Raw genomic sequence first — 21,689 nt, 5'->3', positions numbered from 1 at the left:
GCGGGACCGTTTTGAAAAGGTGAACCGTCGCGACGACGCCCGTCAGCCGTCGACGCGTTCGGCGAACCCGAACCGAGGCTTGACGTCCTCGACGACTACCTCGACGGTTTCCCCGCGCTCCCCTCCGGGAACGAACAGCGTGTAGCCGTCGACCTTCGCAATACCGTCGCCCTCGCGTCCAGTGTCGGTGATTTCGACTGTGAGCCGATCCCCCGCCTCGACGGGCGCGGTGATCCGACCTTTCGCCACGAGATACACCTCCGAGGAGGAGTCCCGGGAGGCGTCCGGCGAGACCACCCGGACGTACTCGAACTCGGCGTCGATATCCGCTTTGAGATCCTCGAGGTCCCGTCCCTCGAACACCTTGACGACGAGGTCCCCGCCGGGCGCGAGCAGTTCGAGGGCGGTCTCGAACGCCTGGCGGGCCAGGTGAACCGACCGGGCCTGATCCAGCGAGTACTCGCCAGTCATGTTCGGCGCCATGTCGGAGACGACGACGTCCGCGCCGCCCTCGCCGACGGCGTCCCGAAGCCGGTCGCGGGTCCGCTCGTCGGTCATGTCCCCGCGGATCGTCTCGATCCGGGCCTCGCTTTCCAGTTCCTCGTCGTCGAACTCCCGGATCCGCTGGAAGTCGACGCCGACGACGGTCCCGGCGTCGCCGACGAGTTCCGCGGCGACCTGGAGCCACCCGCCCGGCGCCGCCCCGAGGTCCACGACCGTCTCCCCGCCCGAAAAGAGATCGGCGGTCTCGTCGATCTGCAGGAGTTTGTAGGCGGCCCGGGTCCGGTAGCCCTCCTGTTTGGCCTTGTTGTAGTAGTGATCCTTGCCTGCCATGCTCACGTCACCGTATTTCCTACCCCGTTCGACTCCGAGAGCGCCGACGACTCTGTGTTCATACAAGAGGAAACGCTATCGCCCCGGAAAGGTACATCGGATGGGACCGACGACGCCAGTCCCCACCAGCTTGGCGACCACTACGGGACCCATTCGTCGACTGTTGGGTGCGTGACGCCTACCCACCCCGTTACATCTATTGCGTATCGTAACGTAGTGAATCGTAACGATGAAAACGGTCACCACGCGCATTCCGGAAGACGACGAGGAGGCACTCGCCGAACTCGAGGAGGAAATGAGTGCCGACCGGTCGGAGGTTCTTCGACGACTCATCCGACAGGGCCTCGACGATTGGCGCACGCAGCGGGCACTCGACCAGCTCCGCGAGCACCGCATCACACTCCGGAAGGCGGCGGAACTCGCGGACGTCTCGTACGTCGAGATGCTGACGCTCGCCGCCGAGGAAGGGATCGACGTCGGGTACACGACCGACGACCTCGAACGGGATCTCAACCGCATCTAGATGGTCGTCGTCGACTCTTCCGCGCTGATTCCACTCGCGTGGGTCGGCCGGCTCGATCTCGTCCCGACTGCCTTCGACGAGGTTCGGACGACTGCAGCGGTTCGAGAGGAAGTCCTCACCGAGGGGAAACGTGGAACTGCGGTGCTCGAGGAGTTTCTGTCGGACGTAGCTATTCACGACACGCCAGCGCGGGCCGAAGCGGTGGCGTCGATGGAGGGCATCGCGGTGGCCGACGCCTCGGTGATCCTGCAATCGGAGGACGACGAGGAGATCCTTCTCGCCAACGACAAGGGGCTGATCGAGGTCGCCAGGAGCCACGGCGTCGAGTGCTGGTGGGTGACGACGCTGTTGCTCAGCTGTGTGAAAACCGGTGACGTGACGGGCGATGAGGCAACTGACGTCCTGTACGACCTCGTTGACGAGGGGATGAACCTGCACCCGAAAGTCTACACACAGGTGCAAAAGAAGCTCCGAGAACTGGAGAACTAACTCGGAGCCTCCAGTGGAGACGCGTTCAGCGAGGTTACCGGATGTCGGTCCGCCGACGGGCCCGGAGCCGATCCGTTCGGGATCCGTCGCCGGACTCGAGAGGTTCCTCAGCGGTATCGGGGGAACCGTCGCCGGACTCGAGGTCCGGATCGTCGACGATCTCGAACCCACACGCCTCATAAAAGGGCCGGACAGTCCGGTCGAAGCTCGCTGTCACCGTGACCGTCGCGTCCGGTGGCGCCTGTTCCCTCGCGAACCCACAGGCGGCCTCGACGAGCGCCCGGCCGATCCCCCGTCCTCGCCGACGGCGGCGGACCGCGACCTGCTCGATCTCGAAGTCCCCGGGAGACGACGTCTGAAGTGGGTTCAAAACCAGCGCGCCCACGACGCGTTCCATCGACGACTCCGACGACTCGGCTTCGGCGACCGCGACGAACACCAGGGGCGGATCGGCCCGTAACCGGCGTCGAATCGCCTCGAGATCGGTCTCGAGCGCGCCCCCGTCGAGGACGCGCACGACACCCAGCAGCTCCGTCGGGTCGGCACACCTGATCGTCACATCGGAGGGGAGTGCTTCAAAAGCCCGTTTTGCGTTGGAGTCGTCCCTCATCAGCTCGTGGTGCGGTCGCGAAGCCGTCGCCGGAGGTCGAAGGTGTCCACCCGGTACTTGTAGGCGGGCTGGCCGTCCACGAGAACGTACGGAACCCGATCGCCGTACTCCGCTTCGAGCTCCTCGTCTTCCTCGACGTCGATTTCGTCGATCGCGACACCCACGCCGACGTCGGCGGCGACCTGCCGGATCGCCTCGATCGCCTCCTCACACAGGTGGCAGTCCTCCCGCGTGTAAACCGTGACGTCGACCGCGGAGCCTTCGGCGCCCGTAGAGTCGGCGGCCTCTGTTTCGTCGTCTCGATCCCCCATGTTCGTCTCCACATCCGTTACCCGGACTTAAATACCATGCCGGGACCACTCCCCAGCGTGAGCGGAACCGGGTCCGACGAAACAGTGACGTTCGGCGATCTCTCGCGGGGGGCCTACTGCCCACGACAGCTGTATCACGCCCGACGGGCGGACGACAGGGAGCCACCGCCGGAAGCGACCGACCGGATCGATCTCGCCTTCCGGTATCCGTCGCTGCGTTGCGCCGCCGACCGGGAGCTTCGGGAGGCCCCGATCGATCTCCAACCGGATGACTACCGTCGGAACCTCGCCCGGCTCGAATCACGCGACGACTGGGACGACCTGGCGTCGCCGTCCCGGACCCGGGTGTTGCTGTCGGGGAAGGACTGTCGGGGGATCGCCCACAAGGTCGTCGGTGATCCGGCAGTGCCGACGATCGTTTCTCCCGGATCACCCCCCGAGGACGGAACGTGGAACCACCATCGGGTGCGTGCGGTCGCCGCCGCCAAGGCGCTCGCGTGGGAACAAAAGCGGGCGGTCCCGAGGGCGCTGGTGGAGTATCCGGCCCACGGCGTCGTGCGGACGGTCGAACTCACGACGCGCGCGAAGGCGGCGTACCGCTCGGCGCTCCGAACCGTCCGGGCCATCGACGGCCCACCGCCGCGGGTCAACGACGCCCGGTGTGAGGGGTGTGAGTACAGCGGAGAGTGTGGCACCCGAACCCGATCGCTCCGGTCGCTGCTCGGGCTGTGAGGAGTGTGGACCCCCGAAAGGCAGGCGGTGGTCACGGCGACCCGCGAGCGGAGCGAGGTTCGAGCGGAGCGAGGTTCGAGCGGAGCGAGGTTCGAGCGAATGCGAGAACCTCGGAGACGCGAACGGGGAGCGAAGCGACCCGTGAGCGAGGAGAGCGAGGTTCGAGCGAATGCGAGAACCTCGGAGACGCGAACGGGGAGCGAAGCGACCCGTGAGCGAGGAGAGCGAGGTTCGAGCGAATGCGAGAACCTCGGAGACGCGAACGGGGAGCGAAGCGACCCGTGAGCGAGGAGAGCGAGGTTCGAGCGAATGCGAGAACCTCGGAGACGCGAACGGGGAGCGAAGCGACCCGTGAGCGAGGAGAGCGAGGTTCGAGCGAATGCGAGAACCTCGGAGACGCGAACGGGGAGCGAAGCGACCCGTGAGCGAGGAGAGCGAGGTTCGAGCGAATGCGAGAACCTCGGAGACGCGAACGGGGAGCGAAGCGACCCGTGAGCGAGGAGAGCGAGGTTCGAGCGAATGCGAGAACCTCGGAGACGCGAACGGGGAGCGAAGCGACCCGTGAGCGAGGAGAGCGAGGTTCGAGCGAATGCGAGAACCTCGGAGACGCGAACGGGGAGCGAAGCGACCCGTGAGCGAGGAGAGCGAGGTTCGAGCGAATGCGAGAACCTCGGAGACGCGAACGGGGAGCGAAGCGACCCGTGAGCGAGGAGAGCGAGGTTCGAGCGAATGCGAGAACCTCGGAGACGCGAACGGGGAGCGAAGCGACCCGTGAGCGAGGAGAGCGAGGTTCGAGCGAATGCGAGAACCTCGGAGACGCGAACGGGGAGCGAAGCGACCCGTGAGCGAGGAGAGCGAGGTTCGAGCGAATGCGAGAACCTCGGAGACGCGAACGGGGAGCGAAGCGACCCGTGAGCGAGGAGAGCGAGGTTCGAGCGAATGCGAGAACCTCGGAGACGCGAACGGGGAGCGAAGCGACCCGTGAGCGAGGAGAGCGAGGTTCGAGCGAATGCGAGAACCTCGGAGACGCGAACGGGGAGCGAAGCGACCCGTGAGCGAGGAGAGCGAGGTTCGAGCGAATACGAGAACCTCGGAGATGCGAACGGGGAGCGGGGCGAGGTTCGAGCGAATACGAGAACCTCGGAGACGCGAACGGGGAGCGAAGCGACCCGTGAGCGAGCGCAACGAGCGGTTCACCGCCGGAGCGGGCGGAGCCCGCGGAGGCGGCTTTTTTGGCCGAGCTTTTTTGACGGGGGTCGAGGGCGCTCGAAGAGCGCCCGAGGCCCCCGTTAAAAAAGGTCGTGGCTAGTCATCCGCGACAGCGTCCGCCTCCTCGGCGACGGCGGTGACGTTGTGATCCTGGATCCACAGGTCGCCAAACAGCTCGTCCTGCCGGAGTCGGACCGCGCCGCGGTGGGCCATGAACAGAAGCGACAGATACGTCATAAAGGGGCGTCCACCGGCGGTGCGCACCTCCGCGAACAGCACTTCCCCCCGGCCGGCGGCGTACTGCTCCCGAAGCGCGTCGGTCACCCCCTCGATCACCTCTTCGATGTCCTCGTCGTGGGTCCGGGCGGTCACGTCGCCCGCGGTCGGCTCCCCGTCCCGCCGGGCGTCGTCGTCGGCGTGGTAATCCAGCGTCTGCATCCCGCGGTCGTAGCCGCTCGGGGAGTCGCTGGTGTCGTACTCCCGCCGACGCTTCCACCACGATTCCCGTTCCGCCTCGCGGAGCTCCCGGACGAGCCCCTCGAGCGTCTCCGGCTGTCCACGGGTGTTCTTTCTGTCGAGCCGGCGGTCCATCTCCGCCTCGAGCGCGTCGACCGGATCGAACGCCGGATCCGAACGCTCCTGTGTGCCACCCTCCATCGCCAGCTCCCACGGTTCGGGCTCGTCGTCTTCCTCGTCGTCCTCGGCGAGCATCGCGTCGCTTTTCATCCGCAGCAGGACGGAGGCGTAAAACAGCGCTCGACCCGACGTCCGCAGATCGGTCGCATCGAGCTTCTCGAGGAACGCGTCGGTGACCGTGACGATGTCGATGTCCCACGGCTCGATCTCGCCCTCCTCGGCGAGCTGGACGAGGAGTTCGACCGGCTCGACCTCGTCGTCGTCGACGTCGGCCGGCGTCGACTCCACCACCGGCTCGCTTCCGACGTCGAGTCCGAAGCTGCTAGTCACCGGCACTCACCTCCCCGGACTCCTCGGCGCTCTCCCCGGACTCCTCGCCGAACTGCAGGCCGGTGACGGCGCTGACGTTGTCCTGTTGCATGGTCACGCCGATCGCGCGTTCGGAGCGTTCCAGCAGCGCCGAGCGGTGCGAGACGACGACGAACTGGGCGTCACCGGCCAGATCGTCGACCATCTCCCCGACGCGTTCGGCGTTGACCGCGTCGAGGAACGCGTCGATCTCGTCGAGTGCGTAAAACGGCGCGGGGTTGTGTCGCTGAATCGCGAAGATGAACGACAGCGCCGTCAGCGACTTCTCGCCGCCGGACATCGCGTCGAGCCGCTGGACCGGCTTGTCCGCCGGGCGGGCCTTCATCGTCAGTCCGCCCTCGAACGGGTCCTCGGGATCCTCCAGGACGAGTTCGCCAGAGCCGTCCGACAGCCGGGAGAAGACGTTCTGGAACTCGCCGTCGATCGCATCGAACGCCTCCATGAACGTCTGCTTTTTCTGTGTTTCGTACTGGTCGATCCGCTCTTCGATGCCGTCTCGCTCCTCGATTAGCACGTCCCGGCGCTCGGTCATCGTCTCCAGCTCCGACTCCACCTCGTCGTACTCGTCGATCGCGAGCATGTTTACCGGCTCCAGCGACGTCATTTCCTCTTCCAGCTGGTCGATCCGTGCCTCGAGTTCGTCGTGATCGGGGATCTCCTCGGGGTCGTAGTCGCCGACGGCCGCCTCGAGCTCCTCGATCTCCCATTCGAGCCGCTCTTTGGTCCCCCGCAAGTCCGACAGCGTCGACTCGATCTCCGAGACGCGTTCGCGCTGTTCGTTCCGGGCGCGTTCCGCCCCCCGAAGCTCCTCCCGGAGATCGGTGCGCTCCTCTTTCAGGTCGACGAGCTCCCCTTCGAGCTCCTCGATCGCCGCCCGCTTTTCCTCGAGTGTGTCCTGCTTTTCCTCGATCCGTTCCTCGTAGCTCTCGATGTCGGATTCGGCGTCCGCCTTCCGTTCTCGGGCGGTCTCGACGGTCCCCTGCAGCTCCTCGATCGACTCCTCGACGTACTCGACCTCGACGGTCCTTTCGTTGAGCCGGCCGTCGAGGTCGTCCATCTTCGACTCGAGGTCGTCGATCTCGGCGCGCACCTCGTCTGCGCGGTCGGTGAGCTCCGGGATCCGCGAGTCGGCGAGTTCGGACTCGAGCTCCGCGATCTCGCCTTCGACCTCGGCCCGCTCGTCCTGGACGTCGGACAGCTCCGCCTCCAGTTCGTTCATCTGCTCGTCGACCGACTCCCGTTCGGCCTCCAGCTCGTCGATCCGCCCTTCCAGCTCGTCGATCCGGTCGTCCTGCCGGCCGAGTTCCGCCTCGGCGTCCTCGATGTCGCCCTCGACCGCTCGGACCCGGTCTGCGGCGTCCGTCTTCCGGTCGCGGGCGTCGTCGACGTCGCCTTCGATTTCGCGGATCTCCGACTCCACGTCCCGACGTCGATCCTCGAGCTCGGAAATCTCCTCTGCGAGCCGTTCGAGCTTCCCCTTCCCGGACTTGCTGAAGGAGTATCTGGAGCCGCCGCCCGACCCGCCGGTCATCGCGCCCGACCGTTCGACGAGGTCGCCCTCGAGGGTCACCATCCGGTAGTCTCCCATCAGATCCCGGGCCGTATCCATGTCCTCGACGACCAGCGTGGAGCCGAGCACATACGAGAAGATCCCCTCGTACTCGGCGTCGTAGTCGACGAGGTTGCGCGCGAAGTCGACGACGCCGGGATGGGAGGGCTCTCGGGGCAGACTCCGGGTTTCCATCTCCGTGATCGGCAGGAACGTCGCCCGCCCCGCGTTGCGCGACTTGAGGTAGTCGATGCAGGTCGCCCCGACGCCGTCGTCGTCGACGACGACGTTCGCGAGTCGGCCGCCGGCAGCGGTTTCGCAGGCGACGGCGTACTCCGAGTCGACCGCGCCGAGGTCGCCGACCGCGCCGTGGACGCCGGAGACGTCCGCGTTCAGGATCGTCGTGACCGACCGCGGCCAGGAGCTGTCGCCCTCGCGGTCCGCGCGCGCCTCGAGTTCGGCGTACTCGGTCTGTTTCTCCCGGAGCTCGCCTTCGACCTCCTCGAGTTCCGCCGACAGCTCCGCTTTCTCGGCCTGCAGCTCCTCGATCGTCCCCTCGATCGTCCGCAGGTTCCGCTCTGCGGTGTCGAGTTCGCCGTGCAGCTCCGACCTGCGGGCCTTCAGTTCGGGGATCTTCTCGTGGGCTGTCTCGAGCTCCTCGCGCGCCTCCGCGAGCTCGTTGGATCGCCGTCTGGCGTCGTCGAGCAGGCGGTCCTTCTCCCGCTGGAGGTCGTTCGCCTCGTCTTTGAGTTCCTCGAGCCGCTGTTTGCGGTCGGCCAGATCGGCCTTCAGCTCGTCGAACTCGGTGTCCTCCGAGTCGATCTCGGCTTCGATCTCGGCGAGTTCCGACTGCTTTTCGCCGATCTCCCGCTTTACGGACGCCTTCTCGACTTTCAGCTCGCGGATCTCCCCTTCCAGCTCCTCGAGCCGCTCCTCCTTGCGGTCGATCTGGACGAACGCCTCCCTGCGCTCGGTTTCTGCGTCCTCGATCCGCTCGGTTGCGGTTTCGATCTTCCCTTCGAGCCGGGAGATCTCGCCTTTGACCTCCTCGATCTCGCTTTTGATCCGGAGCTGCTCGTCTTCGCCTTTCCGCTCGACCTCGCGGTTGAGCTCCTCGAGCTCCGCCTCGAGTTCGTCGACCCGAGTCTGGCGCTCGTCGAGTTCCGCCTGCAGCTCATCGCGGGTCTGTTCGTTCGCCTCGATCTTCTTTTCGGTTCCCTCGAGAGTGCCCCGCTTTTCCTCGAGTTCGGCCGCCTCGAGGTAGCCCTCGTACTCCGCTTTCTCCTCGCGCAGCGACTCGTATTCGAGGGCGGCCTCCCGCTCGTCCTCCAGCTGGTCGAGCCGGTCCTGCTTCTCCTCGATCCGGAGGTCGGCCTCGCCGATCCGGGACTCGACGGTCTCCAGCTCCTCGAAGGCGTCCTCCTTTTTTGCGTCGAACTCCGCGACGCCGGCGATCTCGTCGATAATCCCCCGACGCTGGTAGGGAGTCATGTTGATGATCTCGGTGACGTCGCCCTGCATCACGACGTTGTACCCCTCCGGAGTGATACCCGCCTGCGAGAGCAGATCGCGGATGTCCGAGAGGTTCACCGAGCGCTCGTTGAGGTAGTAGTAGGAGTAGTAGTTGTCCTCGGTCTCCTTCACCCGACGCTTGATCGTGATCTCGTCGACGTCGCCGATCCGGTCGCTGCCTGCGGCCGTAACCACCTGCTCCCGCGAGAGGGTGCGGTCCTCGTTGTTCAACACCACCGTCACCGACGCCTCGTTCGGCCCGGCAGAGTTCGCGTCGTCCTCGTGGCCGGGGTTGTAGATGAGGTCCGTCAGCTTCTTCGCACGGATCCCCCGCGTCCGGGCGAGTCCCAGCGCGAACAACACCGCGTCGATGATGTTCGACTTGCCCGAGCCGTTCGGCCCGGTGATCACCGTGAAATCCTCGTAAAAGGGGATACGCGTCGGTCGTCCGAAGCTCTTGAAATCGTCCAGTACGAGCTCTTTGATGTGCATGGGTCGCTCGCGATGGAGTCGCGAGCTTACGCGACGATTATGTCGCTCTCCTCCGACTCCCCATCTCCGCTCGATTCGTCAGGCTCCTCGGATTTAGCTGCTTCGACCGATTCCTCCGAGCCGTCCTCGGCGGCTGCATCGCTGTCGGCGGCCGCGTCCGCGTCGGACTCCTCGGCAGGCTTCGCCTCGGGGTTCGCCTCGACGACATCGGCGTGGACGTCGCTTTTTGTCGTCCGTTCCGCGGGAACCTCCGAAGGCTCCGCCGGCGGTTCAGGTTCCTCCCGTTCGGCCGCCTCGAGGTCCTGGAGGCGTGCTTTCGTCTCCACCAACTCCTCGGTCAGTCCGTTGACTGCGGCCTGAAGCTCCTGCACCTGGCGTTCCAGGTCCTCCACCCGGTTACTCATACGAACAACAGGTCGTTCCGGCTGTATAAATGTGCGTCAGACGGGCGTGTGACGATGCCGCACGGACACGGGAGACCCGTCCGCACGCCGGTTTCGCCTGTTTTGGTTTCGCCTGTTTTGCCGTCAGTTCCGGCGGTAGCCCAGCGGCCGTTTCCGGCCGACCTCGATTTCGACGTGAAGCGAGTCGGGAAAGTCCATGTGACCCACCTCCCGGGCGATGTGTTCGGCGCCGTGGATCTCCATCCGGCGAGTGTAGACGGTGTAGGTCCACGGGTCGAACGTGTCGCCGGCGTCGAGCCGGCGGGACAGCGGCACGCGGAGCTTCTCCGGGGGAGAGGAGTGTGGCCCCTTGCACTCGACTCCCTTGCGTTCGAGCATCCCTTTGATTTCCTCGACGGTGTCCTCGAGAACCGCCCTGTCGCCCGACTGGAAGGTGAGTTTCGTGACGAAGGTCATGTGCTGGAGCCTGTCCGTTGCTGCGTTCCCGAACCCCAAAAGCGCATCTACCTGGGTCCGTCCGATCCGGACCCGTCCCCGAGGCGCCTCCCGTCCGGTCGCTTTTGTCCCTCGGAGTCGTGGACGACCACCCCGTCGACGGCCGTCGGTCGGTAGCTGTCGCGGACCGCGATGGCTTCCTCGAGCTCCCGGATCGCCCGCCGTTTCAGCGTCTCAGCCATCGCTTCGGCGTTCGCCCGCGAGATGTCGCGTCCGAGTCCCGCACATTCGTGTGCCAGGACCGCCTCGTCGCGTTCGACGACGGCTTCCTCCACCCCCCGGTCCGACAGCACGTCCAGCGAGAACGGGTACGTCCGACACACGAGCGGACGCGCTTCGTGGACCGTGCACGCGCCGACGCCCTCCTCGGTTTCGGTATAAAAGACGCAGTCGCCACAGCCGTCGACTGCAAGTGCCCACTCGAACGTCTCCCCGCTCGGATCGCGAGTTCCCTCCGTCGACCCGCAGGCCCCTCCGCTCGGGCCAGCGTCCTCGAGCCCGTAGGGCATCGGTCTGGCGACCGCGTCCCACACGCGGTCGCCGATCGCCTGAAGCCGCCTGACTTCGTCGGGAAAGACGGTTGCAGTGTGTGGTTCCCTGCCGGCGTCCGACTCCTCGGCCGTACAGCAGCCGCCACACCGCGTGCACTCGAAGCCGATCGACTCGACGGCGTCCGCGATCGCCGCCACGTCGAGTTCTCGAGCGCGTTCGAGGTCGGCTTCCAGCGAGTTCACGGCCGTTCGAACGGCACCAGGGGTAAAAAGGCCCCGGGCCGATCAGTCGATCAGTCTGCCAGGTCGGGATCGTCAGTGTCCCCGAGCACGTTCTCGATTTCCTCGGCCTCCCTGCGAGGGAACTGGTCCCGGAGCCGACCGACGAGCGAGCGCGCCTCCGCGAATTCGACGGCCGCGATCGCCCGGACCAGCGTCGCCGCTCGTTCGACCCGGTTGCGCCGCCAGGAGCGTTCTCTCGCCTGGTAGGTCCGGATACCTCGCAGGAAGTCGGGTTTCGAAAACGCCGGCCAGTAGGGCGCACAGAAGTAGACGGCCGCCTCGTTGCCGTTCGCGTACCACGGCAGGAAGTTCGAGGTGCGCTCGTCGCCGCCGGTCCGCACGATCAGGTCCACCTCCCGCACGGGCTCCCGGTAGAGCCGCCGTTCGATCTCCGCGACGTCGACCGCCTCGGGGTCGAGCGTCCCGTCGTCGACCTCCGCTGCGATCTCCCGGGCCGCCCTGGTGAGTTCGTTGCGGCCGCCGTACGCGAGCGCGACGTTCAGCCGGAACTCCTCGTAGCCGGCGGTCCGGCGCTCGGCGTACGCCACGGCCTCCTGCACCCGCGTCGGGAGCCGGTCGACGTCGCCGATCGCGTGGATCCGAACGCCCGTCTCGTGAACCCGCTCGGCGTCGGCGAACTCCCGGAGTTTCTCGGCGACCAAGTCGAACAGCGGCTCCAGCTCCTCGTCGGGGCGCTCGAAGTTCTCCGTAGAAAACGCATACAGCGTGAGCTCCTCGATCCCGAGCTCCTCACACCACTCCAGCACCTGTTCGGTCGTCGACGCTCCCGCCCGGTGGCCCTCCGGTGCCTTTGCCCCTTTTTTTCGGGCGTACCGCCGATTTCCGTCCTGGATTACCGCCACGTGATCCGGCACCTCGTCGATCTCCCGGCGGAGCAGCCGCTCGTAGGCCTGCTCGTACGTCCGCTCGAACGGTCCTACCAGCCGCTCTCGGACGTTCGAACGGGAGAGACGTCCCCCTCCGAGTCGCTGCCGGAGGCCGCGGAACATGTTCCCCCCTGCGGACGCCCCGAATATGTGCCTTCTGGAACCAATCGCTCCGACGACGGGATGCGTCGGCGGGAACGAAATCGGCGGGTCGGGAAAACTGTTAACCAGTCGCACGACGTGGAACTACCATGCCCGAACTGCTTTCCGACGAGGAGATCGAGAGACGGCTCCCGGACGGCTGGGAGCGGGACGGCGACGAAATCGTACGCGAGTACGGCTTCGATGACTACCTCGCAGGTGTCGCGTTCGCCGGCGATGCCGGTGAGATCGCCGAGGAAGAGTTCCACCACCCCGAGATGGTGATCCGGTACAAGGAACTCGAAGTGCGGTTTACGACCCACGACGCCGGCGGCATCACAGAGCGGGACATGACGCTTGCAGCATCGTTCGACGAACTCTTCGAAGCGGAGTTCGACGGCGGTGACTGAACCCCACGAGCGATGCACGCCGAGTACGTCTTCCGGGTTCGGTTTCGACTCGACGCCCGGCGGGTGCGGACGGAGCCGGAGACGTTCGAGACGGTCGTTCGCCTGCCGGCGGAGCCGCCGGGCGCCAACGGCTGGCTGTTCTTCCGGAACGCGCTGTGGCGAGGTGAGGTGAACGACGACGCATACGCCCGTGAGCTCGCGAGTGACTGGCTCGGCCTCCCAGTGGAGAGCGTGAGCTTCCGGGAGTTCGAGTGCGACGCGGCGTATCGCGAAGCGCTAGAGGCGGAGATCGGACGGCACCTCGAGACGTTCAACGCCGAATCGGTCGAGGAGACGCTTCACAAGTACTTCGGAAGCTCGATCCGGGTCCAGCCACGGGGCGAAGGAAACCACTGACCAAAGAGGCCACGAACCGGCCAGCCTTATACCGGCCGCGACAAACCCACGTGTATGACCACCGACCGACAGGAGTCCGGGTTCAAACATCGCACCCGGGTCGCAGACGCTCTCTATTCGATCCGGGAGGTTGTGGAACCACACGGCCGCACGGAACGCGTCGCCGTCGCCGACGCCGACGGACGGACCGTCGCCGAGACGATCGCGGCGCCCAACCCCGTCCCCGGCTACGACCGGGCAGCAATGGACGGCTACGCGGTCCGGGCGCGTGACACCTTCGGCGCCTCGGAACGCTCTCCGAGCGTCCTCCGTCCGACCGACGGCCGGGTCGGTCCCGAGGAAGCCGCGCGAGTTCACACCGGCAGCGACCTCCCGTCGGGCGCCGACGCAGTCGTGATGATCGAACAGGTCGAGGAGATCGACGGCAGCGACGACGAACTCGAGGAACTCGAGGTGTTCGACGCCGTCGCGGAGGGGGAAAACGTCGGCGACGCCGGCGAAGACGTCGCAGAAGGACAGACCCTCTACGAGCCGGGCCACCGGCTCCGCCCGTCCGATCTCGGCCTGCTCAAGTCCGTCGGGCTGGAGGAGCTCACTGTCTACGAACGCCCGACCGTCGCCGTTCTCCCGACCGGCGAAGAGCTCGTGCAGTCGGACCCCGGACCGGGCGAGGTGATCGAGACGAACGGTCTCACGGTCACACGGCTCGCCGAACGGTGGGGTAGTGACGCCACGTATCGAGAGATCGTCACCGACGACGAGGACGCCCTCGAAAACGCGATCGAACGCGACCTGGACCACGACATCGTCGTCACCACCGGCGGCTCGTCGGTGGGGGAACGCGACCTGGTTCCCGACGTCGTCGACGGACTCGGCGAGCTGCTGGTCCACGGCGTCGCGCTCAAGCCGGGACATCCGGTCGCGCTGGGCGCGGTCGAAGACACGCCGGTCGTGATGCTCCCCGGCTACCCCGTCGCCTGCATCGTTAACGCCGTGCAGTTCCTCCGACCGGTGCTCAAGGACGTCGGCGGGATGCCGCTACCGCCACACCCGACCCGAACCGCGCGCCTGACGCGCAAAATCCCCAGCGAACCCGGCACCCGGACGTTCGCCCGGGTTCGACTGGAGTCGGACGACGCGAACGCCGGCGACGACGAGGGTGCTGACGGCGAGAAACCCTCGCTCGTGGCGACGCCCACCCGTGCCTCGGGGTCGGGGGTGCTCTCGTCGGTTGCCCTTGCCGACGGCTGGGTCGTCGTCCCGGAACCGCTGGAGGGATTCGACGCCGGCGAGACCGTCCCCGTCGAGGTGTGGGAGGGATCACAGTGAGCGACCGAAAGCAGTTCCGCGATCTCGCCACCCCGGAGGAGGCGAGGGAAGCGATCGCGTCGCTCGAGTTGACGGGCGATCCGGAATCGGTCCCCCTCACGGAGGCCCGGGGACGGGTGCTCGCCGAACGGATCGACGCCGGACGCGACGTCCCGGGGTTCGACCGGGCGTCGATGGACGGCTACGCGGTCCGAGCGCGCGACACCTTCGGCGCGGACGAGGCGGCCCCGGCGGTGCTCGATCTCGTGGGCGAGATCCACGCCGGCGAGGAGCCGGACGCGACCGTCGATCCGGGAACCTGCGTCGAGATCTCCACCGGGGCGGTGATGCCCCCGGGTGCCGACGCCGTCGTGATGGTCGAGCGCACGGATCCGGTGGACGGCGGCGACGGGATCGCGGTCAGGACCGCCGTCGCACCGGGCGACCACGTGATGCTCGCTGGCGCGGACATCGCCGCCGGCGCCCGTGCGCTCGGCCCGGGGACGCGGCTCACCCCCCGGGAGATCGGCCTGCTGTCGGCGCTGGGCGTCGAGGAAGTTCCTGTCCGGGGTCGGCCGACCGTCGGGATCGTCTCGACCGGCGACGAGCTCGTCCGGCCGGGCGAACCGCTGAACGACGATCGGGGGGAGATTTACGACGTCAACAGCTACACGATCGCTACGGCCGTCGAGGAAGCGGGCGGGACCGCAAAGCTATACCCCAACGTCGGCGACGACGACGAGGAGATGGAACGGTTGCTCTCGCAGGCGGCCGACGAGTGTGACCTCGTCGTTTCCTCGGGATCGACCTCGGCGAGTGCCGTCGACGTCATCTATCGGGTGATTGAACGGCGGGGAGAACTCCTGTTGCACGGCGTCGCAGTCAAGCCCGGCAAGCCGATGCTCGTCGGGCGGCTGGACCGCAAAGACGGCGGTGAATCCGCGTACGTCGGCCTCCCGGGCTACCCCGTGTCCGCGCTTACCATCTTCCGGACGTTCCTCGCGCCGGCCCTGCGCGAGGCCGCCGGCATCCCGGAACCCGAGACCGCGACCGTCACCGGCCGGATGGCCGTCGAACAGCGCCACGGCGAGGGGCGGCTCCGGTTCCTCCCGGTCGGACTTCTGGATGTCGAGGGATCCACAGAACCCGCGGCCGAAGAGAGTGAACCGCTCGTCTATCCGGTCGACAAGGGCTCGGGGGCGACGACGAGCCTCGTCGAGGCCGACGGCGTGGTCGCGATCGACCCGGATACCGACTACCTTGATGCCGGCGAGCGCGTCGAGGTAGAGCTGTTCTCCCCGGACGTCCGCCCGCCGACACTTCTGGGCGTCGGGGAGGACGATCCCGCGCTCAACCGGCTGCTCGACGAGCTCGACCGGCCGCGGTACCTCCCGGTCGGCACGCGGGAGGGTCTCCGGCGGCTCCGGGACGGGCTTCCGGACGTGGTCGTCACCGCCGGCCCGGTGCGCCGATCGGTCGACGCGGTCGAGCTCGGCGGGTGGACGCGGGAGTGGGGGCTGATCGTCCCGCAGGACAACCCGGACGATGTACGGGGGCTCGGTGACCTGCTCGATCGGGACCTCGCGTTCCGCAACCGGACGAGCGACTCCGGACTGCGAACCGCTCTCGAGGCCGAGATCGACACCCTCGCCGGCGAGCGGGGGTTCGACAGCGAGGAGGCCATCGACGAAATCGACGGGTTCACCCTCGAATCGCGGGCGTTCGAGAGCCCGGCCCGTGCGGTCGCCGCCGGCGACGCCGACGTCGGGATCGGCCTCCGGGCGACCGCGACGGAACTGGGGCTCGGGTTCGTTCCGATCGGGATCCAGGAGGTCCGCGTCCGTGCGAACCCCGAGCGAACCGAAAAGCCGAGCGTCGTCCGTCTCGAATCTGCCCTGACGGGTGAGGATCACCTGGCCGGTCTCGACGGGTTCGAATCCGCGGACGATTCGTGACCGGAAAACGGGGCGCCCGCCCGGTTTTTCCGGGGCGCCCGCCCGGGTTTGCGGCGGTACAACTATTAGGAACGATGCCCACGCGAACGGTAGAGGTCTGCTATGGAAATCTCCGATAACCTGCTTTGTCTGTTCAGTGCTGAACTGCGCGAGAAGGGAGACAGCTACGTCGTCGAGGTGCCCCGTCGCGAGATCGAGACCGGGTCGCTCTCGGCGGGGGAGACCTACCGGGTCGCGCTGATCGCCGGACAGGCAGAAACCGACGAACCGTCCGAGTCCGCGGCTGCCGACCACGACGACGGCCCGCAGCCGCCCGTCGAACCCGGCGAAATCCGGTACGTCGAAATCGAGGATCTCGGCAAACAAGGCGACGGGATCGCCCGCGTCGAACGGGGCTACGTCATCATCGTCCCCGGGGCCGACGTCGGCGAGCGCGTCAAGATCGAAGTGACCGAGGTGAAGTCGAACTTCGCGGTCGGCGAGGTCATCGAAGAGGACCTCTAGGCGCCGCGACGGCTGACGATCACGGCGGGCCGATCGTCCTCGGTCCGAACGTACACGAGTGACAGCCGGTGTTTTCCGGGACCGAACACGAGCGGCCCATCGGCCGTTCTGAGGCGAGGACCGTCGACCGATAGCTGCCGGGCAGTCCCGTCCGGAAGGCGGTAGCTCGCCTGCCACGGCGGACACTCCTCGGACGGAACCGAAACCGGACAGCCGAGCCGAACACGGTCGATCCGGGCGCTCGAGATCCCGCTGTCCGGGACTGTCACCGTCACCGGAACTCGCCCGGCACTGTCGATCCCCGCTACCGCCGTCGAGGACGCCACGAGGTCGGCGGCGGCGCGCTCGAGACGGTCGATCTCACCCTCGACGTGCGTCACAGAGCGTTCCGTCTCCGTGGCCGAAAGCGCCCCCGTTGCGACCCCTACCAGCACGACCGCGAGCACGATCGAAACCGCGGGCCGGATCACGGGATCACGGCTCGCCGGTTCGGTCGGTTCGGTCGGTTCGGTCGGTTCGGTCGGTTCGGTCGGTTCGGTCGGTTCGGTCGGTTCGGTCGGTTCGGTCGGTTCGGGGGCGCTCGATCGGCTCGGGTTCGCCGGCGACGGTCGGTGCTCCCACGTCGACGTCCGACGGTTCCCCGTCGAGCCGGCGTCGAAGCCGTTCGACGGTCGCGAGGGCCCGATCCGCCCGGCGCTCGACGGCCCGGTTGACGCTTCGAACGCTCCCGGCGTACCCCCGAAGCGCCTCGGTGGCCGCCTCGAGTTCGGCCACACGGGACTCCAGTGTCTCGATTTCGGCAGCCAACTCGTCGATCCCGGCCTCGGCCCGGTCGCGTTCGGCGACGCTTCCCGAGCCGTTTTCGTGTGTCGACATGACCCGGGGCCGGCTGGTTCGGCATCACTGATAAACCCCCGGTCGCGTCGGCGTGTTTCCGACCGCCGGGATACACCGGATCGTCAACACTTAATCCGTTCGTTACCACGTACCACTCATGCGAACGGTCCACGCGGCCGGACTGCCGATCGGCGACGGGTATCCACCGCGGATCATGGGCGTGTTGAACGTGAGCGACGAGTCGCCGTACGACCCCTCCGTTCACGACGATCCAGGGGAGGCGGCCACGTACGTGGACGAACAGCTGATCGACGAGGGAGCCGACATCGTCGACGTGGGGCTCGAGTCGGCGAACAAGCGGTTCGACGTTCTCACGGCGAAGGAGGAACTCGATCGGCTCGACGTCGCCCTCGAGGCGATCGAATCGGTGAGCGGCGACGCCGTCTTCTCGATCGAGACCCGCTACGCCGAGGTGGCCGACGCCGCCCTGAATCGGGGGTTCGACATGGTCAACGACGTCTGTGGCTTCGCCGACCCGGAGATGCCGACGGTGTGTCGCGAACACGACGTCGCCGTCTGCAAGATGGCGAGCCCCCCCGACCTCGCCCGTCCGGGGGCCGTCACCGACGTCGACTGGGCGCGTGCGCGGTCGCCGGAGTGGGCGAGAGAGGCCGACTACGTCGACCGGGTGTACGAGGCGTTACAACAGAACGGGCTAACCGACAAGACCATCGTCGATCCCGCGTTCGGCGGCTGGAGCGAGAAGAAGACGATCGAGGACGACCGGGAGACGTTCCGCCGTCTCCGACAGTTCCGGGGGCTCGAGCGACCGATGCTGGTGTCGATCAACCGCAAGAACTTCCTCCGACATCTCGCGGATCGATCGACCGAGGAGGCGCTTCCGGTGAGCCTGGCGGCGACGTCGATGGCCGTCGAACGGGGGGCGGACGTCGTCCGAACACACGACGTGGCCGAGACCCGCGACGCAGCGGTGATCGGCCACGAGTTCGGGGAGCGCGATCCGGGTGGGGGGACGCATCCGAACACGGCACTCGAAGAACCGGGAGCAGGAACCGACTGATGGACTACACACAGGAACGGGTCACAACCCTGCACGATCTCGCCGATTCGACGCCCGACGCGCCGGTGGCAGAGTCCGCCGTCGTCGTCCCGATCGCCGGCGACCGGATCGAGTCGGTGACCCCCGAACACGTCTTCGCGGCCCTGTCGGCGATCGACCCCGCCGAGGTCGTGGTTCCGTTGCGGGCGCCGGGCGGCGTCGTCGAGCGGTTCCGGACGTGGGTCCGGTCGTTCGACCTGTCGGTGACGGTGCTGTGGTGTGGCGCCGACGCCCTCGAGTCCACGCTCGCAGAGCACGGTGTCGACGGGGAGCACGGGAAGGGGCGGGACGTGTGGCTCGGACTCGGCGTCGCGGCCTCCCGGGCCGAATACGTCGTACTCCACGACGCCGACGCGACGACGTACACCCGGGAACACGTCCCCCGGCTTCTGTTCCCGCTCTCGATAGGGTACGCGTTCGCGAAAGGCTACTACGCACGCGTCGAGGACGGTCGGCTGTACGGACGGTTGACCCGACTGTTCGTCTCTCCCCTTATCAGGGCACTCGAGACGCGACACCACCACCCGTTCGTCCGATATCTCGCTGCGTTCCGGTATCCGCTCGCCGGCGAGGTCGCCCTCACCGCCGACCTGGCCCGGCGGGTGCGACTCCAGCGTCGCTGGGGACTCGAAATCGGGCTGCTCGGCGAGGTGTTCGACGCGGCCGGCACGCGCCACAGCGCTCAGGTCGATCTGGGGTTTCACAGACACGACCACCATCCGGTGACCGGGGATCGCGGGCTGTCGACGATGGCAGGCGAGGTGGGCACGGCGCTGTTTCGCACCCTGGAGGACCACGGCGTCGACGTCGACTACGCCACGCTTGCGTCGGCATACCGCGATGCGGCCGATCGCCTCGTCGAGCAGTACGCTGCCGACGCCGGGTTCAACGGGCTATCGTACGACCGCGACGCCGAACGCGAGCAGAGCCGAACGTACGCCGACAGCATCAGTCCGCCGGGATCTGACACGCGCCTGCCGGCGTGGACGGACACGACGCTGTCGCCGTCGGCCGTCGTCGACGCGGCGACCGGGACGATCCGGACGGATCCGGAACCCGAGACGGACTGAAAACGGCGGAGAAAACGGGAGACGGTCGGGGACCGGAGCGCTCAGCGAATGTCCTTCCAGGCCCGCCCGCACTCCGAACAGGTCCTGACGTCGAACAGCTCGTCGGGATCGTCCCGCCGATCCAGCACCTCCTCGCAGTCTGCACACTTGAGCCGTTCGTAGTTGTCCTTGAACAGTTCCCCGTCCCGGAGCCCTTTGCGCGTCGACTTCATGTGGGGGGCTTCGACGCCGGGGCTGTTAAATACCCTGTTCGGTTGTCGGGATTCAACAGGTTTGTAGCCACCGGCACGGTACGACAGGTGTGTCACGCGTTCGACTGTTCGGGACGCTGTGCGGCCTGGTGTTCCTCGTCAACTTCGCGCGGATCGTCTTCGCGCCGCTGGTCGGGGAGTTCATGGACGTCTTCAGCGTCAGGGAGGGCACCATCGGTCTCGTCGTCACCCTGGCGTGGGTCGGCAGCGCCTCGCCCCGGCTCCCGACCGGCTACCTCCTGACGAAGGTGCCGCGTCACTACGTGGTGCTGGGAGCGGGGACGGTGCTCACGGCGGCGTCGTTTTTCATCGCGAGCGCCGCGAGCGTCCCCGCACTGATGGCCGGTGCGTTCGCGATGGGGCTGGCGTCTGGCGCGTACTTCGTCTCGGCGAACCCGTTCGTCTCCGAGCTGTTCCCCGATCGGGTCGGACGAGTGCTGGGGATCCACGGGATGGCGAGCCAACTCGCCGCCGTGCTCGCGGCACCGATCGTCTCCGTCGCGGTCGTGTACGACTGGCGGCTCGTCTTCTACGGTACGGGGATCGCCGCCGCGGCGATCACGACGCTGATCTTTCTGGTCGCCCGGCGGACCGAACTCCCCGAAGCGGGAACGAAGGATCGCGACTTCTTCGGTGCCGCCCGCCAGGAGTGGCGGATCATCGTCACCGGCGTCGCGATGCTGGGCACGGTCGGGTTCGTCTGGCAGGGCGTGTTCAACTTCTACGAGCAGTACATGCTCGCGAAGGGGTTGCCGGAGTCCGTCGCGCGAAACCTCCTCACAGTGCTTTTCGCCGCGGGCGTTCCGGCGTTCCTCGTGAGCGGGCGGCTCGCCGATCGGCTGCCGCACGTGCCGTACATCCTGGGTATCATCGCCGCGTTTCTCGTCAGCGTCTTCGCGTTGACGATGACGTCCGGACTGTTCGTCGTCATCGCCGTCTCCGCAGTCGTCGGCTTCGTGATACACTCGCTTTTCCCCGCGATGGACACGTATCTGCTCGACACGCTGCCGGACGCCACCCGGGCGAGCGCGTACGCGTTCTACTCGGCGTCGATGATGCTGGCCCAGGCCGGCGGCGCCTCCGTCGTCGGCGCACTCGTGGAACGAGGGTTCACCTACGACGCCGTCTTCGGTGGGTTCCTCTCGGCGCTTCTGGTGATCCTGATCGTTCTGACGGCGCTCGAAAGCGCCGGACGACTCCCCTGAACCTGCTGAAGCGACGGAGGCGATCTTCACTTTTCGCGACCGCACCAGTTTTGGCAGCGGCAGCCGTCCGCCCGGACGTGAGCAACGACAGCGCACCGACCGACGCCGACCGGGCGTTTCTCGAGCCGGACGCCCTCGCGGGGGTCGTCGACATGTTCACCGTTCTGGGACGGGAGGAACTCGCGGACGCAGCAGCCGAACTCGCGTTCAAGCGGGGGGAGTCGATCGACCGCGACGCGGTCGAGCGAGCGATAGACGACGCCATCTCGGAGTTCGCCCTCGTCTCTGTCGAACGCGAGCAGACGAACGGCGCCGACCAGGACCCACACCGCCGCCTGTCGCGTCTCGCAGTCGGGCCGACGGCCTTCCCGCGACTCCCGGACGGCGCCGCCGACCTCCCACACATCCTCGAGATCGATGGGAACCGAGCGATCGACCGAGAAGCGGTCGCCACTGCAGTCGAGGAGCGACTCCGGCGGGACGCCGCCCGTGCAGCCGCCGACGGCGACGACGACCGGCTCGAAACGCTGCTCGACGTCTGCTTCGACGTGGACGTCTGGGCCGGGGTCGACACGGACGACGTCCGCGCAGACATCGAACGCGCCCTGGAGTGACCGACAGAGATTCGGTCTCTGTTCGGTGTCAGTCGGCTTTCGCCGGACGAGAA

23 protein-coding genes and 1 pseudogene are annotated in these 21,689 nt (G+C 67.2%); 12 read left to right on the top strand and 12 right to left on the bottom strand.

Annotation, left to right across the window (positions count from 1 at the left end; genetic code table 11):
- Positions 1–42 precede the first annotated feature (42 nt).
- A complete protein-coding gene (locus AArcCO_RS02655; protein ID WP_259534870.1) occupies positions 43–834 on the bottom strand; it encodes an RlmE family RNA methyltransferase in 792 nt (263 codons plus the stop codon).
- A 229-nt stretch (positions 835–1,063) separates the two neighbouring features.
- Between AArcCO_RS02655 and AArcCO_RS02650 the strand changes: the two genes are divergently transcribed.
- Positions 1,064–1,357, top strand: a complete 294-nt coding sequence (locus tag AArcCO_RS02650; protein WP_259534869.1) for a UPF0175 family protein — start codon at positions 1,064–1,066, stop codon at positions 1,355–1,357.
- Positions 1,358–1,846, top strand: coding sequence for a PIN domain-containing protein (locus AArcCO_RS02645; RefSeq protein WP_259534868.1), 489 nt, complete (start codon positions 1,358–1,360; stop codon positions 1,844–1,846).
- 34 nt (positions 1,847–1,880) lie between these two features.
- Here AArcCO_RS02645 and AArcCO_RS02640 read toward each other — a convergent pair whose 3' ends face one another.
- Together AArcCO_RS02640 and AArcCO_RS02635 are read right to left on the bottom strand one after the other, a co-directional pair.
- Positions 1,881–2,456, bottom strand: a complete 576-nt coding sequence (locus AArcCO_RS02640) for a GNAT family N-acetyltransferase (protein WP_259534867.1) — start codon at positions 2,454–2,456, stop codon at positions 1,881–1,883.
- The gene (locus tag AArcCO_RS02635; protein WP_259534865.1) at positions 2,456–2,767 is read right to left on the bottom strand and encodes a glutaredoxin family protein; all 312 of its coding nucleotides are present in this window, start codon (positions 2,765–2,767) and stop codon (positions 2,456–2,458) included. Before AArcCO_RS02635 ends, AArcCO_RS02640 begins: the two co-directional genes overlap by 1 nt.
- Before the next feature lie 36 nt (positions 2,768–2,803).
- On the opposite strand from AArcCO_RS02635, the gene AArcCO_RS02630 reads away from it, so the two are divergent.
- Positions 2,804–3,499 carry a CRISPR-associated protein Cas4 gene (locus AArcCO_RS02630; RefSeq protein ID WP_259534864.1) on the top strand — a complete coding sequence of 232 codons (696 nt, stop codon included), beginning with the start codon at positions 2,804–2,806 and terminating at the stop codon, positions 3,497–3,499.
- A 1,305-nt stretch (positions 3,500–4,804) separates the two neighbouring features.
- Here AArcCO_RS02630 and AArcCO_RS02625 read toward each other — a convergent pair.
- From AArcCO_RS02625 to uppS, 6 genes are all read right to left on the bottom strand, one after another.
- A complete protein-coding gene (locus AArcCO_RS02625; RefSeq protein WP_259536511.1) occupies positions 4,805–5,635 on the bottom strand; it encodes a segregation and condensation protein A in 831 nt (276 codons plus the stop codon).
- A 31-nt stretch (positions 5,636–5,666) separates the two neighbouring features.
- Entirely contained in the window at positions 5,667–9,266 is a 3,600-nt protein-coding gene (smc, locus tag AArcCO_RS02620) for a chromosome segregation protein SMC (RefSeq protein WP_259534863.1), read from the bottom strand.
- Positions 9,267–9,292: 26 nt separating this feature from the next.
- Positions 9,293–9,670, bottom strand: a complete 378-nt coding sequence (locus tag AArcCO_RS02615) for a DUF7518 family protein (RefSeq protein ID WP_259534862.1) — start codon at positions 9,668–9,670, stop codon at positions 9,293–9,295.
- A gap of 123 nt (positions 9,671–9,793) precedes the next feature.
- Positions 9,794–10,126 carry an uS10/mL48 family ribosomal protein gene (locus AArcCO_RS02610; RefSeq protein WP_259534861.1) on the bottom strand — a complete coding sequence of 111 codons (333 nt, stop codon included), beginning with the start codon at positions 10,124–10,126 and terminating at the stop codon, positions 9,794–9,796.
- Between the two features lie 47 nt (positions 10,127–10,173).
- Positions 10,174–10,899 (bottom strand): YkgJ family cysteine cluster protein, encoded by a 726-nt coding sequence (locus AArcCO_RS02605; protein WP_259534860.1) that lies wholly within the window; start codon positions 10,897–10,899, stop codon positions 10,174–10,176.
- A 50-nt stretch (positions 10,900–10,949) separates the two neighbouring features.
- Complete coding sequence (uppS, locus tag AArcCO_RS02600; protein WP_259534859.1) at positions 10,950–11,948, bottom strand: polyprenyl diphosphate synthase; 999 nt, start codon at positions 11,946–11,948, stop codon at positions 10,950–10,952.
- Positions 11,949–12,076: 128 nt separating this feature from the next.
- Between uppS and AArcCO_RS02595 the strand changes: the two genes are divergently transcribed.
- From AArcCO_RS02595 to AArcCO_RS02575, 5 genes are all read left to right on the top strand, one after another.
- On the top strand, positions 12,077–12,376 hold the full coding sequence (locus tag AArcCO_RS02595; RefSeq protein ID WP_259534858.1) for a 4a-hydroxytetrahydrobiopterin dehydratase: 300 nt from the start codon (positions 12,077–12,079) through the stop codon (positions 12,374–12,376).
- A 12-nt stretch (positions 12,377–12,388) separates the two neighbouring features.
- Positions 12,389–12,772 (top strand): LWR-salt protein, encoded by a 384-nt coding sequence (gene lwrS, locus AArcCO_RS02590; RefSeq protein WP_259534857.1) that lies wholly within the window; start codon positions 12,389–12,391, stop codon positions 12,770–12,772.
- A 54-nt stretch (positions 12,773–12,826) separates the two neighbouring features.
- Positions 12,827–14,101 (top strand): molybdopterin molybdotransferase MoeA, encoded by a 1,275-nt coding sequence (glp, locus tag AArcCO_RS02585; RefSeq protein ID WP_259534856.1) that lies wholly within the window; start codon positions 12,827–12,829, stop codon positions 14,099–14,101.
- The gene (locus AArcCO_RS02580; RefSeq protein WP_259534854.1) at positions 14,098–16,035 is read left to right on the top strand and encodes a molybdopterin biosynthesis protein; all 1,938 of its coding nucleotides are present in this window, start codon (positions 14,098–14,100) and stop codon (positions 16,033–16,035) included. The genes glp and AArcCO_RS02580 overlap by 4 nt, the downstream gene beginning before the upstream one ends.
- A 102-nt stretch (positions 16,036–16,137) precedes the next feature.
- Positions 16,138–16,539 carry a TRAM domain-containing protein gene (locus tag AArcCO_RS02575; RefSeq protein ID WP_259534852.1) on the top strand — a complete coding sequence of 134 codons (402 nt, stop codon included), beginning with the start codon at positions 16,138–16,140 and terminating at the stop codon, positions 16,537–16,539.
- On the opposite strand, the gene AArcCO_RS02570 is transcribed toward AArcCO_RS02575, so the two are convergent.
- A complete protein-coding gene (locus AArcCO_RS02570; protein ID WP_259534851.1) occupies positions 16,536–17,009 on the bottom strand; it encodes a DUF7311 family protein in 474 nt (157 codons plus the stop codon). The two genes, AArcCO_RS02575 and AArcCO_RS02570, sit on opposite strands and share 4 nt — an antisense overlap.
- A gap of 4 nt (positions 17,010–17,013) precedes the next feature.
- Positions 17,014–17,415: a DUF7310 family coiled-coil domain-containing protein gene (locus tag AArcCO_RS15945; protein WP_345780872.1), complete on the bottom strand. Its 402-nt coding sequence runs from the start codon at positions 17,413–17,415 to the stop codon at positions 17,014–17,016.
- 118 nt (positions 17,416–17,533) lie between these two features.
- Here AArcCO_RS15945 and folP point away from each other — a divergent pair.
- Both folP and AArcCO_RS02555 read left to right on the top strand, forming a co-directional pair.
- Positions 17,534–18,394, top strand: a pseudogene (folP, locus tag AArcCO_RS02560) (dihydropteroate synthase); the annotation flags it as partial.
- Between the two features lie 62 nt (positions 18,395–18,456).
- Entirely contained in the window at positions 18,457–19,566 is a 1,110-nt protein-coding gene (locus AArcCO_RS02555) for a glycosyltransferase family protein (RefSeq protein ID WP_259534850.1), read from the top strand.
- A gap of 41 nt (positions 19,567–19,607) precedes the next feature.
- Here the strand turns inward: AArcCO_RS02555 and AArcCO_RS02550 are convergent, their stop codons facing one another.
- Complete coding sequence (locus AArcCO_RS02550) at positions 19,608–19,778, bottom strand: HVO_0758 family zinc finger protein (RefSeq protein ID WP_259534849.1); 171 nt, start codon at positions 19,776–19,778, stop codon at positions 19,608–19,610.
- 89 nt (positions 19,779–19,867) lie between these two features.
- On the opposite strand from AArcCO_RS02550, the gene AArcCO_RS02545 reads away from it, so the two are divergent.
- Positions 19,868–21,022 carry an MFS transporter gene (locus AArcCO_RS02545; RefSeq protein WP_259534848.1) on the top strand — a complete coding sequence of 385 codons (1,155 nt, stop codon included), beginning with the start codon at positions 19,868–19,870 and terminating at the stop codon, positions 21,020–21,022.
- Between the two features lie 152 nt (positions 21,023–21,174).
- On the top strand, positions 21,175–21,636 hold the full coding sequence (locus AArcCO_RS02540; protein ID WP_345780896.1) for a DUF7109 family protein: 462 nt from the start codon (positions 21,175–21,177) through the stop codon (positions 21,634–21,636).
- The last annotated feature ends 53 nt before the right edge of the window (positions 21,637–21,689 follow it).

Source organism: Halalkaliarchaeum sp. AArc-CO (assembly GCF_024972735.1).
Classification (GTDB): Archaea; Halobacteriota; Halobacteria; order Halobacteriales; family Haloferacaceae; genus Halalkaliarchaeum.
The sequence above is the reverse complement of the archived record's forward strand: the minus strand, read 5'-3'. Positions and strand labels throughout refer to the sequence as shown.